This window comes from Pyxidicoccus sp. M6 (assembly GCF_055568925.1).
The window spans coordinates 9,649,854-9,668,257 of the sequence record NZ_CM145714.1 but is presented as its reverse complement, the minus strand read 5'-3'; the positions used below and the strand labels follow the sequence as shown (position 1 = coordinate 9,668,257).

The 18,404-nt window shown below is 69.5% G+C and carries 5 protein-coding genes; all 5 read right to left on the bottom strand.

The window, feature by feature from the left end; genetic code table 11:
• Positions 1-13 precede the first annotated feature (13 nt).
• Entirely contained in the window at positions 14-2,119 is a 2,106-nt protein-coding gene (locus ACVTJA_RS37885; RefSeq protein WP_465825531.1) for a recombinase family protein, read from the bottom strand.
• Positions 2,120-2,915: 796 nt separating this feature from the next.
• The gene (locus ACVTJA_RS37880; RefSeq protein WP_465827524.1) at positions 2,916-3,731 is read right to left on the bottom strand and encodes a calcium-binding EGF-like domain-containing protein; all 816 of its coding nucleotides are present in this window, start codon (positions 3,729-3,731) and stop codon (positions 2,916-2,918) included.
• A 443-nt stretch (positions 3,732-4,174) separates the two neighbouring features.
• Complete coding sequence (locus ACVTJA_RS37875; RefSeq protein WP_465827522.1) at positions 4,175-5,386, bottom strand: CapA family protein; 1,212 nt, start codon at positions 5,384-5,386, stop codon at positions 4,175-4,177.
• 65 nt (positions 5,387-5,451) lie between these two features.
• Positions 5,452-8,181 carry a PQQ-dependent sugar dehydrogenase gene (locus ACVTJA_RS37870; RefSeq protein WP_465827519.1) on the bottom strand — a complete coding sequence of 910 codons (2,730 nt, stop codon included), beginning with the start codon at positions 8,179-8,181 and terminating at the stop codon, positions 5,452-5,454.
• Positions 8,182-8,605: 424 nt separating this feature from the next.
• Complete coding sequence (agmC, locus tag ACVTJA_RS37865) at positions 8,606-18,205, bottom strand: adventurous gliding motility protein AgmC (protein WP_465827516.1); 9,600 nt, start codon at positions 18,203-18,205, stop codon at positions 8,606-8,608.
• Between the last annotated feature and the right edge of the window lie 199 nt (positions 18,206-18,404).

Here is an 18,404-nt window from a genome sequence, read left to right as displayed (position 1 = left end):
CGTACGTGAAGGCCTATGCATAATGCCCCTCCTCCTCCGCACTTATTTGAGCAGGTCTACGCCCGCTGGGTTCATTTCCCCGGCTCCTGGTGGCCCTCAGCTGCTTGCGCGTCGAGCGGTCGAGCCTGAACCACCGAGGGCTGCCGGGGCCACCCCCCTCGACGCATCGCAGCCAGCCCTTCTCCACCCAGGAGCGCACCACGGGTTCAGTCACGCCCAGCAGCGCGGCGACACCGTGCGTGGAGTAGAGGCCGTCGGCCCGGCGCTCCTGCTGCCGTGGCCGCCCCCGTCGTCCCGCGGGCTGGCGCCGTATGCCGTAGCGCCTGCGTACCCAGCGCACCGCCTCCTTGTCCCAGGCGCGCTTGACTCCAGACAGCAGCCCCCTGCGGTTCAGCTCGGCTGCTACCTCCCTGTCACTCCTCTCTTTGGCCAGCGTGCCAATGAGTTGGATGACCTCGGGTGAGGTGGCCCGCGCGTAGGAAGGGCGACGCGCAATGGTGATGTCGCTGCACGTCCCGGTCTGCCATAGCAGTTGGATGTGGATTCCGCGCTTCGGGACGTCCACGGGGCTGAGCACCACTTCCCTCACCAGAATCCGCAGCAGGTTCTTGCGCTCCGCATTCGTCGTGCTCCGCGCGTGCCAGACATACGACAAGTCCTTGGCCAGCTCGAGCAGGCGTGCTCTGTCCTGGCTCGTGAGCTCTACCTTCTCGCGCCGCAGCACCTGCTGGTGCTCGCGCTCGAGCGCCTCCGACTCGCCCAGCTTCTCGTTCCACTCGCGCTCCAGCGTGCGGGCCACCACGCGGTTGTCCGGGTCCACCGCCTTGTAACGGCGCTCGGCCAGTTGCGCCTCGTAACGCGCGCGCTCCAGCCGGAGTCTCCACTGGCGCTCCACCTCCTGGGCCTGACGCTCCACCTCCCGGGTGACGGCCAGGCCCAGCTCAATCTCCGGCGGCTGCACCGTCTCCAGGAAGAGTCGGGCGACGGCCTCGTCAATGCCCGCAGCCGACACCGTCCAGCAGCTGCCCTTGTCGGTGAGGCGGCGGCACTCGTAGTACGGACGCGCGGAATCCCGGTAGGAGGTCTGCATCCGGTGACCGCACCGGCCACATAGCACCAGCCCCTGCAACAGAGCGCTCCCCTCGCGGGCAGCACCGCGCTGGTCCGGCTGCTGGTAGCTGGGGTGGTTGGTAGCGAGCTTCTTCTGGTTGGCCATGTATTCCTCCCAGCTGAGGTAGGCCGGGTGGTGGTTCTTCAGACACACCTTCCATGCCTCCTGCGGCAGCCGCGCGCTGCGCTGGCGCCGCACCTGCCCGTCCACCAACGCCATATGCCTCTCATTGCGCCCGAAGACGTAGGCACCGGTATAGGTGGGGTTGTGGAGCATGGAGAGCAGCAGGGTGTAGCGCGGTGGCCCCCAGTGCACCTGGTGCGTGCCCGGATGGCGCACCGGCATCTTCAACCCGTTTCCCATGAAGTAGCGCAGCACACCGTAGGCACTGCCCTCCAGGCGGAAGCGCTCGAAAACGAGGCGTACGGCTCGCTGCACCCCTTCGTCGGGGTCGAAGCGAAACCGGCCCGTCGTCTCCTCCCACTCATAGCCCACGGGTGACGAGAGGCGGAGGGCACCCCGTCGGGCCTTGGACAGCTTGCCGCCCTGCAAACGCAGCCGCATCCAGTACAGCTCGGCTTCGCTCATGGTGCCCTTGAGCCCCAGCAGCAACCGGTCGTTGTAGTCGCCAGGGGTGTAGACCGCCTGCTCATCGGCCAGCAGCACGTCGGCCAGGCCGCACAACTCCAGCAGCCGGTGCCAGTCCGCCGAGGAGCGCGCCAGACGAGAGACTTCCAGCGAGAAGATGGCGCCGACGCGTCCGTGCGCGACATCCTCGGCCATGCGCTGGAAGCCCGCCCTCCACTCCGCGCTCGAACCGCTCTGGCCCATGTCTTCATCGATGAGGTCAATGCGCTCGGGCGGCCAGCCCAGTTCCAGAGCACGCTGGCGCAGGGCGTACTGACGGGCCGTGGACTCACGATGCTCGTGGACCTGCCTGAGCGTGGACTGGCGCAGGTACACCACCGCTCGACGCTCCAGATGCGTGGCTCGAACCTTGTCGTTCATCGCCTTCCTCCGCGTCCACGGTTTCGGCGCGCAGCGCCTTGCGCAGCAAGGCGGCCCACGTGCCGAGCAGTTGCTGTCTTGCCGTCACGGGCAGTGCCGCCCACGGCGGGCCGGATTTCTGGGAAGGACACGTTGGCATGTGTCAACGTAGGTCCACCCTGGGCCAGGGGCGTGGCTGACGGGCCGTGGGTGCGGCCGAGCACCACCTGCACCGCACCGGCAAGCTCGAGCAGAGCGGGGACGGAGAGGCGGACCGCGCGTCCCTCAACGCTCGGCGGAACGAGGGGTGGGGAGCGGTCCGTCCACTCGAGCGGCAGTCGCATGTACTGTCCGGGAGGATGCTCCACGTCGACGTAGCGCCGACCGTCCCGGCTGCGAATGAACCGGGCGACCGGCAACTTCTCTCCCTTGAGAGGGTGAACCGGTAGCGTGACGGTCACGCGCTCAATCAAGGGTGGAGGACTTGTGGCAGTGTGTCGATGCCGTCGTGAAGGGGCCCCCGGGGTGCGGGCGATTCTGGAGCACCTGGGCTTGCCCACGGCATGTGCGAGGTTGGCCCCTGCACGAGGGCCACCCCAGGCCGCGTGGTGTTGAGGCTCAAGACAGCCAACAGGCCCAGGCTCCTGCCACGCACCTGATGGGAGCGCGGTCTGGGCAGGCGTGTGCCCCAAGGGGGCTCAAGCGGCCTGTCCACCGGCCGGGAGCATCGCTCGGGCGGCCCCGTCAGCGGCCCTCCTCGGCCCCTCTGCATCCTCCCTCCCCCTCAACAGGGCCCCCATCTTTCCTTGGCGTCTGTTTACTCGAGCGATGCGGCCCTCCACCGGGCACGGTTGTCACTTCGTCCGGATGGCGCGTCGAAGAAGCAATCGCCCGCGCGGCATTGGGGAGCTCGGTCTGCGTCGAAAGCTCGTCCTCGCTGGCGGCCTCGGCCAGAGGCGGAGTGATGCCGCCTTCGTCTTCCGGCACTTCCAAATCCCAGAGCCTTCACCCTACCCACGCCGTCGGTGCAGGTGCCGCCGTTCAGGCAGGGGCTTGTGGCGCACTCGTCGATGTTGGTGCAGGTCACGCCGTCGCCCTCGTACCCCGCGTTGCAGGCGCAGGTGAAGGAGCCCACGGTGTTGGTGCAGGTGGCGTTTTCGTTGCAGTTGTCGGTACCGGCGGCGCACTCGTTGACGTCGGCGCAGGTGCCGCTCTGGCACGTGAGGCCGTCGCAACAGGGGACCGTGGCGTCGCGCGGCGCGTTCACGGACAGGCAGCCCTGGCCGCTGCACGTCGGGTCGTAGAGCGGCGAGGCCGGGTCGAGGCTGGTGACGTAGTCGCCGTTGTGAGCGCTGTGCGCGTTGACACACGCCTGCTCGCTAACGCGGACGATCGTGTAGGGATGAATCGTCGAGCTGGTCTTGTGGCAGATCTGGACCTTACCGTTGACATCGAAGTAATCGCATTGCTCGGCGGTGAGGGCTGAGTCGGCCGAACCGACGTGCACGTCATCCTCTTCGGTCAGGGTCGGGCTGCAACCGCCGATGAGGCCGAGCAAGCCGGCCCCCGTGAGCATGACGAGGAAGAAATTGATTTGTGTTTCATGGAGATTCCCCCTGAAAGGACGCACCACGGCCTCGCGACGGCTTGCGCGGAGCTCGCGGGTACCCAAGCTGGACTGTCATTGACTGCGGGCTGTATTTTTCACCCGCAGTGAAAATATACAACGTCCGCTGGCGACCTATCAATTCATGATCGCAGTCGGATTCCTGTCGATTCGGCACAATGCTCGTAGTTTTCGCACAGCCAAATCCATGCATGAGTCAGCGCAAACCCATCACTTTCGACGTGGGTCGGACACGCGCCAGTGGCGATAAATGATTTATGAATGAAATAAATGGAACGGTGGGGCTCAGCGTTCTCTGGGAGAGCGCTTCGTCGTCGCCCCCGCGGGTCCGCACGAGGCCGCGAGGAACGACGAGATGGAAGGCTGCTCCAGGCGCTCCGGGCTCGCCCGAGGAACGCGTAGCGGAGACGCGGGAGCGTCTCGCCGAGCACCTCCGGGCACGCATCGGCTCAGTCGGTCGAGGTCGAGACGAACTCGATGCACGAGGTGGGCAGTCCGGAGTCGGGCCGAGGGGCGACCAGCCTTGTAGGAAGCTGTTCGCTCGTGCAGCAGCGTTCGAGATAGGCGACCACCCGCCTGCCTTCGTCGCTGTCTGCGGACACGTGTATCGGCTCGTTGGCCGGATTGATGATCGCGGGCAGGAAGCCGGCGGAGATGTGCCCGGACGGCGCGATGTGGATCACCGCCGCGCCGGTCAGCCTGGCATCCTGGTGAAACGGCAGCAGTGGGTAGCCCTGCTGCGGGCGAATCATGAACTCGCCGAACTTGCGGGCCCATGCCGCCATCTCTTCCGGCCGTCCCATGCCCAGGTAACCGTCTCTCGCGACGCGCTCCGCGAGGTTCGGCAGGTCGAACACATAGTGTCCCAGACCGTAGAAGATGGGTTTGCCGGAATGGAACTCGACACCGCGGAGCATGTGATGATGGTGGCCCACGACGACGTCGGCCCCGTTGTCGATGGCGAGCCTGGCCGTCCGTCGTTCGTGGTCGGTCAGCGAGAACGGCTGGGTGGAGTCACCCCAGTGGAAGCTGACGACGACGATGTCGGCCTTCGCGCGCGCTTCGGTGATGCTGTCGATGAACGCCTTCTGGTCCTCGACCAGCGGCTCGGTGCTCACCACGGGGGCCATGCCCGGATTCCATGCGTTCAGTTCCAAGGGAGTGTATCGGGTGTGTGCACGGAAGGGAGCCAGGCCGGGGACACCCGGGCGCGTCTCATAGCCGTAGGGAAACACGGAGCTGAAAGCCAGAAAGGCCAGCCGTGTTCCATTGTGCTCGAGATACCCGGGCGCGGTGGCCTCCGCGAGATTCGCGCCCGCGCCCACCGTGGCGATGTCCAGGTCGGCCAGTGTCCGGCGCATGGACAGCAGCGCGGCATGTCCCGCGTCGAGACTGTGGTTGTTGGCCAATGACATGATGTCGAAGCCCGCCTTGGCCAGGGGGGCGGCGTTCGCCGCGGGCGCCGTGAGCGTCGAGCCGGCGCTGGGGGCACGCTGGATGTCGTCGCTGAAGACGCCCTCGCAGTTGCCGAAGACGACGTCACCGGAGCGCAGGACGTCGCGGGCGGAGTGGAAGGCCGTCGCCGGGTCGTCACGGTCCACGAAGACATCGCCCACAGCGAGGATCGACAGCCCGGGATGAGCGATGTTGTTCGAGGCCACGGTTCACTCCTCCATCCTGCGCGTATGCGCTCCTCGTGCCTTCTACCAGCGCCGCGCGAGCCGTCTCACTCCTCGCGCGTCCGCCTCCGCCGCAGCGCCAGGGCCGCCAGTGCCAGCCACGCGAGCGGCGCCGCCGGAACCGTCGAGCAGTCGCAGCCGCTGTCTTCGGGAGGAGGGGGCGGCGGGCTCGTCCCGGCGTCCGGTCCACCCGTCCCGGCGTCGGGCTGGGCCAGGTCGCAGCTCCCGTCGCCGACGCACACCTTCACCTCGACCGAGGCCTGCCGCCCCGCGGTGTCCACCACGACGAACCGCACCAGGTGCCCGCCCGGCGACAGCTCGGTGGTGTCCCAGCGGTTGTGCTCACCGCCGAAGTGGAAGTGATTGTCCGTACGGGTGTCTGTGTATTGCAGCACGCCGTCCACGTAGAACTCCGCGCGCGTGCAGCCCACGTCATCCACGCAGTCTCCGAAGAACTCCGCCGTCGTTCCCGATACGCGCTCCTCCGTCGTGGGGCGCGTGAGGACGGCGCGCGGCGGCGCATCCACCGTCGCGGTGACGGTATAGGACTGCTCCGCGTCCGGTGACACACCGTTGCTCACCCGCACCGTCACCTCCGCCGCGCCCGGCGCCGTGGGCGTCCAGGTGATGACGCCGGTGTTCTCGTCGATGCTCATGCCCTCCGGCCCGCGCACCAGCGAGTACTTCGGAGCCGGCCTCGCGTTCGCCTGCACGTCGTAGGAATAGGGGGCGCCCACCACGGCGGTGGTGATGGGCGTGGAGGAGATGACGGGAGCCAGCGGCTCGTCATCCAGCTCGAGGGCCTGCACCTCTCGCGCATCCAGGCCAGGCGCGGCCACGGTGATGGTGGCGCCGCCGCTCACGTTGTCCGCATCCGGCGCGGCCCGCAGGGTGACGGTCTTCGGCGTGTTCCAGTCGCCGCGGCTGAAGCTCAGCGTGGCCCCGCTCTCCACGGTGATGTCGCTGTCTCCCAGCGTGCGCGCCACGTTGACGGTGACGGTTGCGGAGGGCTGCTTGTCGAGCGACACGCCGAAGGTCGCGGTGCCGTTCTCCGGGATGGACACGGTGGTGGTGGACAGCACCAACCGGGGAGAGTTGTCGTCGATGGTGGTGACCACCACGGACTCCTGCCCCAGCCCGTCTCCCGTCACCGTGAAGGTGGCGGTGTCGGGCGTCTGGTCCGCGTCCACCGCCGCCTCGAGCGTCACCACGCGCGGCACGCTCCAGTCCGTGGTGGAGAAGGTGAGCTGCGCCTCGCTGGCGACGCTCAGGTCCTCGGAGCCGCCCATGGCGCGCGTCACCTGCACGGTGACGGGGGCAGTGGGTGCCTGGGCCAGCCGCACGGTGAAGGTGACGCGCCCGCCCTCCACCACGCGCAGGTTGAGCCCGGACACCACCAGCTTCTGCCCGGGAGCGGTGGGGGTGATGCGGGTGAGCACCCCACCGGTGTAGCTCAGGGCATAGAGCGCTCCGTCCGGCCCCACGGTCATGTCCACGTTCGCGGAGAAGGAGGTGCCCCACTCGTCCACCGTGGCCACGGTGTTGTCCCCCGCGAGCGTGACGCGCGTCACCTGCGCGGAGTTGAAGTCACCGAAGAAGAAGTTGCCGCGATACTCCGGAGGGAAGAGCGTGGCGTCGTAGAAGGTGCCGCCGGTGATGGAGCCGCCCAGCGCCTGAGTCGTCACGAGCCCACCGCCGCTGTCCGCATCCGGCAGCCCCGGCTGCGCCACCGTGAAGGTGGTGGAGTTGGTGGCGTTGGGGATGTCGAGGACGCTGGCGACATAGAACGTGCCGTTGAAGCTCGTCACCGGCGCGACGCCGGAGATGTCCACCTTCTCGCCCTTGCGGAAGCCATGCCTCGCCGTGGTGGTGAAGGTGGTGACGCCGCCCCGGCGCACCGCGCCGGCCGCGGTGATGTTGCGCTCATCACTGCCGTTGGTGTGGTACTTGACGACCGGCCGGAGGTAACCGTCGGGCTGGTTGTTCTCGTAGGCGTCGTAGCCGGCATGGCCGCGCCGGGTCACGACGAAGACCTGCTCGTAGCCGTCTCCCACCGTATTCACCCAGAGCAGCCCGGTGGTCGGCTGGAAGGTGAGGGTGAAGGGATTGCGCAGGCCGCTCGCCCAGATGAATTCGTTGTTGGGGCCCACGCCGTCGTTGTACGGGTTGTCGTTGGCGGGCGTGCCATCCAGGTTCGCGCGGCCCACCTTGGCCGCGAGCGACGTCAGGTCGCTATTCACGCCCGTGCGGTTGCCGTTGTCACCGATGGACCAGTAGAGCTTCCCATCCGGTCCGAAGCCGATGCCACCGCCATCATGGTTTGCGCCCCGCGTGGGCAGCCGGGGAATCACCACCGTGCGCGCGGTGCCGACTCCGTTGGCGTCCGTGTAGCGGACGATCTGCTGCTCGGAGGCGGAGACGGTGACGAAGAGGTAGACGTAGCGGTTGACCACGTAGTTCGGATCGAACGCGATGCCGATGACGCCGCACTCGCTGGCCGTGTAGACGTTGGGCTCGGTCGCGAACACCCGCGTCACCAGGGTATTGCCGCCCGGGTTCGTCTCCGGGGCGCCGTTCTTCATCGTCACCACCACCACCGGTCCGTCCTTGAGGGTGATGAACAGGCGGCCCGAGCCATCCGGTGCCCACGCCATGCCCGTGGCCGGGCGAATGGAGTTGGACGTGTAGTCCGTCTCCGTGAAGCCGGTGGGCACCGCGGCCCATCCCGGTGAAGTCAACAGCAGCAGCAACAGAGCAGTCGCGAGGGGGGAGCGCATGACCCGCGACGCTACCGCACCTGGAGTGCGCGCTCAGCCGGTCACCTGGACGCAGCCGACACGGCCGCAACAGGGCCGGCTTTTTCCACTCCGGCTGGCGATTGCAACAGCCGCTCACCTGTCACCGGGTACCGTTGACGGTCCTCTCGCGCCAATTCAGCCATGTCTGAGATTGCGTTGAATCCGTTTCAAAATGGCAGGTAATCCAGACACTCCCTCGAGGCCCGCGCCGTGCTGGCTCAGCGGCAGTTGGATTGTCCCATGAGGGTCGTGTTCGTCTTGGACTCACAGGCGCAGGGGAGTTTCTGCACTGGAACGAGGCGCTCTCTTCACACTCAAACGCGAAGGGTGGCCCCGAAGCCTCGTCCGGGACCACCCTCGCGCATCATCCGGTGGTGCTCACCGGGCCGTCACGGCCGGTACTTCACTGGGCCTCGCGCTCCACCTCCACCTTGCCCACGCGGAGGATGGTGAACTCCACGCGGCGGTTGTTCTCGCGGCCCGCCGCCGTCTTGTTGGTGTCCACCGGCTTCGTCTCGCCGTAGCCCGCCGCCTCCAGGCGCACGGGGAGGATGCCCTCGTTCACCAGGAACTTGCGCACGTTGCTGGCGCGGCGCTGGGACAGGTCGAGATTCTTGGCGTCGTTGCCCTGGTCGTCGGTGTGGCCCTCGATACGGAGGAGCTCCACCTGCGGGTTGGCGCGCAGCACCGCGGCCACCTGCTTCAGCAGCGGGAACGAGCGGGCGAGGATGACGTCCTTGCCCGTGGCGAAGTAGACCTTCTCCAGGATGAGGATGCGCTCGCCGTCCACCTGCACCTTCACCTTGCCCTTGTCCGGGCAGCCATCCTCGTCCGTCACGCCGTTGATGACCTCGGCCTCGTTCGGGCACTTGTCCGCGATGTCGGCGATGCCGTCCTGGTCGTTGTCCGGGTCGGGGCAGCCGTCCGCGTCCTGGAAGCCGTCCTTGTCCTCGGCCTGCGCGGGGCACGCGTCGTTCGGGTCCAGCAGGCCGTCGCCGTCCGAGTCCACCGGCGCGGGCTCCTCGTCCGGGCAGCCATCCGCGTCCTCGTGGCCGTTCTTCGTCTCCGGGTCATTGATGCACTTGTCGGAGCCGTCGACGATGCCGTCCTGGTCATTGTCCGGGTCGGGGCAGCCGTCGGAGTCCTCGAAGCCGTCCTTGTCCTCGGCCTCCACGGGGCAGCGGTCCTGCGGGTCCAGCAGGCCGTCGCCGTCGGTGTCCACCGGCGCGGGCGGGGCGACGTGCTCGGGCTCACGCGAGGGCGGCGGGCTGTAGCTCAGGCCCGCGAGCACGCGAAAGCCCGGCGTGCCATAGCCACGCGTGAGGCCCGGCCCTGCGCCCACGTGCGCGGCGAGGCCGCTCAGCGCGCGGTACTTCAGCGCCGCCAGCAGCTCCAGCGGACGCTCCTCCGTGTCCTGCTCCTTGAAGCCCAGCGCGCCCACCAACGTGGCCTCGGCGGCCAGCGGCAGGTTGCCCATGGTGAAGGGGAGCTCCGCGCCGAGGCCGAAGGCCAGCGCGTTGCCCGTCACCAGGTTGCGGAGCTGCTGCTGCTTGCGGAGGTCCACGCCCAGGTTGGCGGCGAGGCGCAGCCGCTGGCCGTACTCGGCCACCAGGCGCGGCTGCACCGCGACGCCCGAGCCACCGAGGAAGTCCGAGGCACCACCCGTGGGCAGCACCACCGGCACCACCAGCGCGAGGCCGAAGTCCTCGCGGTCCACCAGCCGCGCCTTGGGCACCAGGCGCAAATCACCGATGCCGCCCGAGCCCACGCCCTGCGCGAGGGAGGGGTCTACGTTCCCCGCCGGCTCCGAGTCCTGCAGCGTCACCGGCAGCAGCACGCCCACCTCGAAGCGGTCGAACAGACCCACCGCGCCCATCAGATCCAGGCCCACCTGGCTGCGCACCAGGGAGGTGATGAACTTGTCCTGCCTCGGGTCGAGGAAGTTGAGCGGCTTGTCCGCGTAGTTGAGGGACAGGCCCACATTCCAGTTGAGGTGGCTCTGCACGCGGGCGCTGTGCACGCCGAGGATGTCCCAGGCGCCGGTGCCCGGCTTGTACTGCTGCACGTCGATGGCCTGCGACGCCACCGGCGCCGTCACCTGCGCCTCGGCCGCCGGAGCGACCAGCGCGCCCGTGAGGGCCACGCCACCGGCCGCACCGGCCACCAGCGCCCGCGCGGACTGCCGGCCCGCGCGGCGCAGGCGGCCCAGCAGCGGCAGCGCGAGGAGCAGCAGCGCCAGCGGAGCGAAGGTGCCCGCCCCGCCCGTGCTGCAGCCACGGCCCACGACGACGAAGTCATCGTTGCCGTCCAGCGGGTTGCCACCGCCGTTGACCTCGTCACCGTCGCTGGCACCACCCTGGTCCGTGTCGCGGTTGTTCGGGTCCGTCTCCCCGTTGTCGAGGCCACCGTTGTGGTTGGCGTCCTCGGCGCCGTCCTTCAGGCCGTCCTCGTCGGAGTCCGGGTTGAGCGGGTTGGTGGCATTGGAGCCACGCACCTCGGTGCCGTCGCCCAGGCCGTCACCGTCGGTGTCCGCCTGGTTCGGGTCGGTCTCCGTCGTGCCCACGCGGCCGTTGTGGTCCGCGTCCTCCTCGCCGTCCTTGAGGCCGTCACCATCCGTGTCCGCCTTCTTCGGGTCGGTGGTGGTGGTCGGGTCGTCATCCGGGCGGAAGTTGGGCGACGAGGTGTTGGTGCCGACAGGAGCGTTCTCCCGCGTCACGCCCCGCTCCGTACCGTCGAGAATGCCGTCGTTGTCGCTGTCCGGGTCCAGCGCGTCGATGTGGCCGTCGCCGTCCGTGTCGGTGATGCCGTCCACGCCGTCCGGCACGCCGTCGTCGTCCGTGTCCGCATCGTGCGGGTCGGTGCCCAGCTCGATTTCGGTCCGGTCATCCACGCCGTCACGGTCGGAGTCCGTGTCGTCCGCGGCCACCAGCGGGTCGGTCTCGCCCGAGTCCACGCGGCCGTTGTGGTTGGCGTCCTCCACACCGTCGCGCACGCTGCCGCCGTCTGTGTCGGGGTTGAGCGGGTTGGTCGTGGTGCTCGGGTCGGCGTCCGGCGTGAAGTGCGCCGGGTCGGTGTCGTCGCCCTCCGGCTGCGTCAGGCCCAGCTCCAGACCGTCCGTCAGGCCATCGCCATCCGTGTCCGCGTTGTTCGGGTCCGTCTCGTTGGCGTCGACGATGCCGTCGTGGTCGGCGTCCTCCGTGCCGTCCATGATGCCGTCGTCGTCGGAGTCGTCGTCCAGCGGGTCCGTCTCACCGACGTTGACCTCGATGCCGTCCGTCAGGCCGTCACCGTCCGTGTCCGGATTGTTCGGGTCGGTGCCGAGCACGACCTCCTCGGCATCCGTGAGGCCGTCGCCGTCCGTGTCGGCCGCCACGGACCAGGCGTAGTTGGCCGGAGTCGGGTCCACGTTGCCGGCCCCATCCACCGCGCGCACCGCCAGCGTGTGATTGCCCGAGGCCAGGCCCGTGAAGGTGCTCGGGTCTGCGCACGGCGCGAAGGCCGCGCCGTCCAGGCTGCACTGGTAGGACACACCACCCACCGTGTCGAAGTCGAAGGTGGCCGTGGTCGGCGCATCCACCAGCACCGGACCGCTGACGATGCTCGTATCCGGCGGCGTGGTGTCCACCGTCCACGTGTACGTGGCCGGCGTCGGGTCCACGTTGTCGTCCGTGTCGCGCGCGCGCACCCGCAGGGTGTGCTCGCCCTCGGACAGACCGCTCAGGGTGAGCGGCGTGGTGCACGCCGTGAAGGCCGCACCATCCAGGCTGCACTCGAAGGTGACAGGAGACTCGTCCGAGCCGAACCCGAACGTGGCGCTCGTGCTGTTCGTCAGCGCGGGAGGCGTGGAGGTGAACGTCGTGTCAGGCGGCAGCGCGTCCACCGTGAACGGGTGCGTCACGGGCTGGCTGGTGTTGCCCGCGGGGTCCGTGGCCGTGACGGTGACCGAGTGCGGTCCCTCGCCCAGCTCCGTGCCCACCGGCAGCGTCCAGTTGCCGCCGGCATCCGCCGTCGCCGTGCCCACATCGACGCCGTCCACCACCACCGTCACCGTGGCGCCCGGCTCCGTCGTACCGGAGTACGTCACCTGCGGATTCGTCAGCACCGCGCCACTGGCGGGCGTGGTGAGCGTCACCACCGGCGCCTGCGTATCCACCGTCCACGTGTGCGTGGCCGGCGTCGCGTCCACGTTGCCCGCCGCGTCCACCGCGCGCACCGCGAGGGTGTGGTCGCCGTCCGCCAGCGGGCCGAAGCTCGCCTGCGCCGGGCACGGCGTGAAGGGCCCGCCGTCGAGCGAGCACTCGTACGTCACCGGGCTCTCGTTCGAGGAGAACGTGAAGTTCGCCGTCGTCTCGCGCGTCAGCGCCGCCGGGCCGCTGTCGATGGCCGTGTCCGGAGCGGACGTGTCCACCGTGAAGGTGGAGGTCGCCGGGCCGCTCGTGTTGCCCACGTTGTCCACCGCCACCACGGAGATGGTGTACGGGCCATCCGCCAACGTCACCGGAGGCGTGAAGGTCCAGTTGCCCGAGCCATCCACCGGGATGGGGCCGTACGTCGTCCCGTCCAGCGTCAGCGTCACCGACGTGGCGCCATCCGCTGTGCCGGTGATGGTCACCACACCGCTGTCCAGCACCGCGCCGTTGGCCGGCGAGACGATGACCGGCACCACCGGGGCCGTCAGGTCCACCGTCCACGTATAGGTGGCCGGCGTCGGGTCCACGTTGCCGGCCGCATCCACCGCGCGCACCGCCAGCGTGTGCTCACCCTCGGCGAAGCCCGCGAAGGTGTCCGGGTCGGTGCACGGCACGAAGGTTGCGCCGTCCACGCTGCACTCGAAGGTGGAGCCCGGCTCGGAGGCCTCGAAGTCGAACGTCGCCGTCGTCGCGTTCGTCACAAGGTCCGGACCGGAGTCGATGAGCGTGTCCGGCGCGGTGGTGTCCACGGTCCACCGGTGCTCGGCGGGCGAGGGGTCCACGTTGCCCACCGCGTCCACCGCACGCACCAGCAACACGTGCTCGCCGTCGGTGAGGCCCGTGAAGGTCACCGGGTCCGTGCACGGCACGTAGGACGCGCCGTCGAGGCTGCACTGGTAGGAGACGCCGCCGCCCGTCTGGTCGAAGTCGAAGGTGGCGGACGTCTCACGGGTGAGCGCCGGAGGACCGGAGACGATGAGCGTGTTCGGGCCCACCAGGTCCACGATGAAGTTGCTCGTCACCGGACCGGCCGTGTTGCCCGCCGCGTCCACGCTGGTGGCCGTCACCGTGTACGGGCCCTCGGCCAGCGGCACGGGCACGGTGAAGGTCCAGTCGCCCTGCGCGTTCACCGGAATCGGGCCGTAGGTGGCGCCGTCCAGGTCCAGGTAGATGCTGCTGCCCGGCTCACCGGTGCCCGTAATCGTCGGCGTCGCGGTGCCCACCGTCGCGCCGTTGGCGGGCGAGTCGATGGTGGGCAGCGTCGGCGCCGTCAGGTCCACCGTCCACGTGTGCGTGGCCGGGGAAGCGTCCGCCGTGCCAACCGCATTGACGGCGCGCACGGCCAGCGTGTGGTTGCCCTCGGCGAGGCCCGTGAACGTCACCGGGTCCGTGCACGCCGTGAAGGCCGCGCCGTCCAGGCTGCACTCGTAGCGCACGCCGCCGTTCACCTGGTCGAAGTCGAAGGTGGCGGACGTCGCGTTGGTGCGCGAGGGCGGGCCAGAGACGATGAGCGTGTCCGGCGCCGAGGTGTCGACGAGGAAGTCGTGCGACGTCGCCTCGCTGATGTTGCCCGCGGCATCCGTCGCCGTGGCGTCCACCGTGTGCGAGCCGTCCGTCAGGTCCGTCGTCTCCACGATGCTCCAGCGGCCGTTACCATCCGCGGTGACGGTGCCTACCACGCGGCCGTCCACCGTGACCGTCACCTGGGCGTTGGGCTCGGAGGTGCCCTCGTACGTCGGGCGGTGCGTGGCCACCGTCGCCCCGTCGGCGGGACGCTCGATGACGGGCGCATCCGGGCGCACCGTGTCCACGATGAAGCCATTCGTGTTGCTCGGCTGGCTGACGTTGCCCGCCGCGTCCGTGGACGTGGCGACCACCGTGTGCGGGCCCTGCGCCAGCGCCACCGGGCTGGGGAAGCTCCAGTTGCCCGAGGCATCCGCCGTCACGGTGCCCAGCGTCACGCCGTCCACCACCACCGTCACCAGCGTGCCCGGCTCGGCCGTACCGGTGAACGTCGGCTGCTGCGTCGGCACCACGGAGCCATCCGCCGGAGCCGTCACCACCGGGCGCGTGGGAGCGGTGCGGTCCACCGTCCAGGTCTGCGTGGCGGGCGACGGGTCCACGTTGCCGGCCGCATCCACCGCGCGAACTGCCAGCGTGTGGTTGCCATCCGCCAGGCCCGTGAAGGTCACCGGGTCGGTGCACGCCGTGAAGGCCGCGCCGTCGAGCGAGCACTGGTACGTCACCGGGCTCTCGTTCGAGCTGAAGTCGAACGTGGCGCTGGTGGAGGTCGTCGAGCCCGGGGGACCGCTGACGATGGTCGTGTCCGGAGCCACCGTGTCGACGGTCCACGTGTACGTGGCCGGCGTCGGGTCCGCGTTGCCGGCGCTGTCCACCGCGCGAACCTCGAGCGTGTGGCTGCCGTTCGCCAGGCCCGTGAAGGTCTGCGGGTCCACGCACGGGGAGAAGATCGCCGCGCCGTCCAGGCGGCACTCGTAGGTGACGGGGCTCTCGTTGGAGTTGAAGTCGAAGTTGGCCACCGACGAATTCGACGTCAGCGGCGGCGTGCTGGTGAACGAGGTGTCCGGAGGCACCGTGTCCACGGTCCACGACCGGGTAGCGGGCGTGGGGTCCACGTTGCCCGCCGCATCACGCGCACGGACCGACAACGTGTGGTTGCCCTGCGCCAGGCCGGTGAAGGTCACCGGGTCCGTGCAGGCCGCGTAGGCACCGCCGTCGAGCGAGCACTCATATGTCACCGGGCTGTCCGGCGAGCTGAAGTCGAACGTGGCCGAGGTGGAGGCCGTCACGCCGGACGGGCCGCTCACGATGACGGTGTCCGGAGCCGAGGTGTCCACGCGCCACGCGTGGGTGGCCGGCGTCGGGTCCACGTTGCCCGCTGCATCCCGCGCGCGGACCGACAGCGTGTGGTTGCCTTCCGCCAGGCCCGTGAAGGTCACCGGGTCCGTGCACGCCGCATAGGCCGCGCCGTCCAGCGAGCACTCGTACGTCACCGGGCTGTCCGGCGAGCTGAAGTCGAACGTCGCGCTGGTAGAGCTCGTCACCGAGGCGGGGCCGCTGACAATCGCCGTGTCCGGCGCCGTGGTGTCGATGGTCCACGAATGGGTGGCCGGGCTCGGGTCGATGTTGCCCGCCGCATCCACCGCACGCGCCGCGAGGGTGTGGTTGCCCTGCGACAGGCCGGTGAAGGTCACCGGGTCCGTGCAGGCCACGAAGGCCCCGCTGTCCAGAGAGCACTGGTACGTCACGGGGCTCTCGTTGGAGCTGAAGTCGAACGTGGCCGAGGTGGAATTCGTCAGCGAGGCCGGGCCACTCACGATGGTGGTGTCCGGCGCCGCGGTGTCCACGCGCCACGCGTAGGTGGCCGGCGTCGAGTCCACGTTGCCCGCGGCATCCCGCGCGCGGACCGACAACGTGTGGTTGCCCTGGGCCAGCCCCGTGAAGGTCACCGGGTCGGTGCAGGCCGCGTAGGCGCCACCGTCCAGCGAGCACTCATATGTCACCGGGCTGTCCGGCGAGCTGAAGTCGAACGTGGCCGTCGTGGCGCTCGTCACGGCCGCCGGGCCGCTCACGATGACGGTGTCCGGAGGCGTGGTGTCCACCGTCCAGGCGTGCGTCGCCGGAGAACCATCCACGTTGCCGGCCGCGTCCACCGCGCGCACCGCGAGGGTGTGGTTGCCATCCGCCAGGCCCGTGAAGGTCACCGGGTCCGTGCAGGCCACGAAGGCCGCGCCGTCCAGCGAGCACTGGTAGGTGACGGGGCTCTCGTTGGAGCTGAAGTCGAACGTGGCCGAGGTGGAATTCGTCACCGCCGCCGGGCCACTCACGATGGTGGTGTCCGGAGCGGAGGTGTCCACCGTCCAGGCATACGTCGCCGGAGTCGGGTCCACGTTGCCCGCGGCATCCCGCGCGCGCACCGACAGCGTGTGGTTGCCCTGCGCCAGGCCCGTGAAGGTCCGCGGGTCCGTGCAGGCCACGTAGGCACCGCCGTCGAGCGAGCACTCGTACGTCACCGGGCTCTCGTTCGAGCTGAAGTCGAACGTGGCGCTGGTGGAGTTCGTCACCGCCGCGGGGCCGCTGACAATCGTCGTGTCCGGCGGCGTGGTGTCCGACGCCACCGTGAAGGTGTTGGTGTTGCTGCGCACGCTGGCCACGCCCTGGACCTCGTCGTAGGCGTTGATGGTGTGCGCGCCCGCCGCGAGGTCGGCCGTCGGGGTGTACGTCCAGTTGCCGGCGGCGTCCGCCGTCACCCGGGCGTACTCCACACCGTCGACGAAGATGACCACCGTCGAGTTCGCCGGAGCCGTGCCGCTCATGACGGGACGCACGCCCGTCGTGGAGCCGTTGGCCGGCGTCACCACCACGGGCGCGGCCGGCGCCGGGAAGGCACCCGACAGCGTGGTGACGAGACCGACGCTGCCGGCGATGGCGCCGTAGGTCAGACCATCCGGAGCGCCGGCCGTCGGCTGCGTACCCGGCGTGCCGCCCGTGACGACAGGCGTGCAGCCCACCGTGCTTCCCTGAATCAGGCCGCGGCCACCGCCACCGCCACCGCCCGTGCCGTGCTGGTCGAACTCGGTGCTGCCGCCGTTGCCACCGCGCGCCGTCACCGTGTTGGCGCCGCACGTGAAGGTCCCCGTGAAGCGCAGGTACAGCGTGCCGCCCGCGCCGCCGCCGCCCGCCGCGTCGTTGCCCGGCGCCGCCGCGTTCACACCCGCCACGCCGTCCGCCGAAATGGTACCGGTGCCCGACAGCGACGCGGCACGGATGAACACGATGCCGCCGCCGGCGCCGCCACCCCCCCCCACGTCGTCATTGCTATGGCCCGCGCCACCACCGCCGCCGAAGAGCAGGTGGTCCTGCGGGGTGAAGAGCATCTGCACGCCGCCGCGACCTCCCACGTCACGCGAGGGAATCGTGTCGCCGCTCCAGGTACGGCCACCCTTGCCGCCCGCACCGTGGTTGCTGCCGCCACCACCACCCGAGTTGTGGCAGATACCGCCGCCCGCGCCATTGAGGATGTTGCCGTAGCCCGTCGTGCCCGCCGTCGCCGGAGGGATCGCAGTGCTGTAGCGCGCCGGAACGATGCCCTCGCCCTTCGCCGTACCCCCCGGGAACGCCTGGTCGATGCCGGTGCACCCATCACCGTTGCCATTGAGGAACAAGCCGCCGCGGAATCCCGCTCCGCTCGCCGAGATGGCACCGTTGTTCGTCACGGCGCCGTTGGCCAGGAAGATGAGCACGCCGCCCGTCGTGCCATCCCAGGCCTGGGCGACGAGGCTGGCCCCCGCGTTCACCGTCACGGTGGTGTACTCGGGCACCCGAATCGCCTGCGTCACATTCGCCGCGAAGGCCACCGTGAGCGGGTTGGTGAAGGTCAGCCGCGTGGCGGTGAGCGACTGCACGCGCGCGAACTGCCACCGGGCCACCGCGTTCGCGTTCAGGTCCAGGGCCGTCTGGTTTCCCGACGTGACAGTGCCCGTGTAGCCCGTGCTCTGGAGCACCAGCACCAGGTTGCCCACCGCGAAGCCCGTCGAGGACTGCACGTTGACGAAGCTCTGCCCCGCCGGCACCGCCGCCGTCACCCGCGTGTAGGTGTTGATGACGGTGTTGGCTCCGGCGACGGTCAACGGAGTGGTGCCGTTGCCGAGCTGGAAGGTATCGGGCTCGGCGGAGGCGGCCGGAGCCACCAGCGCGGCGCACAGCAGTGCCAGCAGGCCTACGACAGGCAGGCGGGCACGTACGCGCCGTGCCGGTGCCTGCGAAGTGGGGGTGTGGGTGTGGTCGTTCATGAGGGCGGCGCCGCCCGGGGTGGGATGGGGTCCCGGGGACAAGAGCCGCACATAGCAATCCCGAAGCCATCCCCCGTCTACTTCCCGACCCTCATCATTCCGAGGTCTTCCACGACCCATCGCCCCGTACTCCCAGAGGGCAATCCGAATCACGGATCCGGATTCTGGAAGCAGGACAGCTTTGGGCCTCAACCAGACA

Excerpts from the sequence above, each read along its gene's own strand:
- ACVTJA_RS37885 (WP_465825531.1), bottom strand. The coding sequence starts at position 2,119 with ATGAACGACAAGGTTCGAGCCACGCATCTGGAGCGTCGAGCGGTGGTG.
- ACVTJA_RS37870 (WP_465827519.1), bottom strand. The coding sequence starts at position 8,181 with ATGCGCTCCCCCCTCGCGACTGCTCTGTTGCTGCTGCTGTTGACTTCA.
- agmC (WP_465827516.1), bottom strand. The coding sequence starts at position 18,205 with ATGAACGACCACACCCACACCCCCACTTCGCAGGCACCGGCACGGCGC.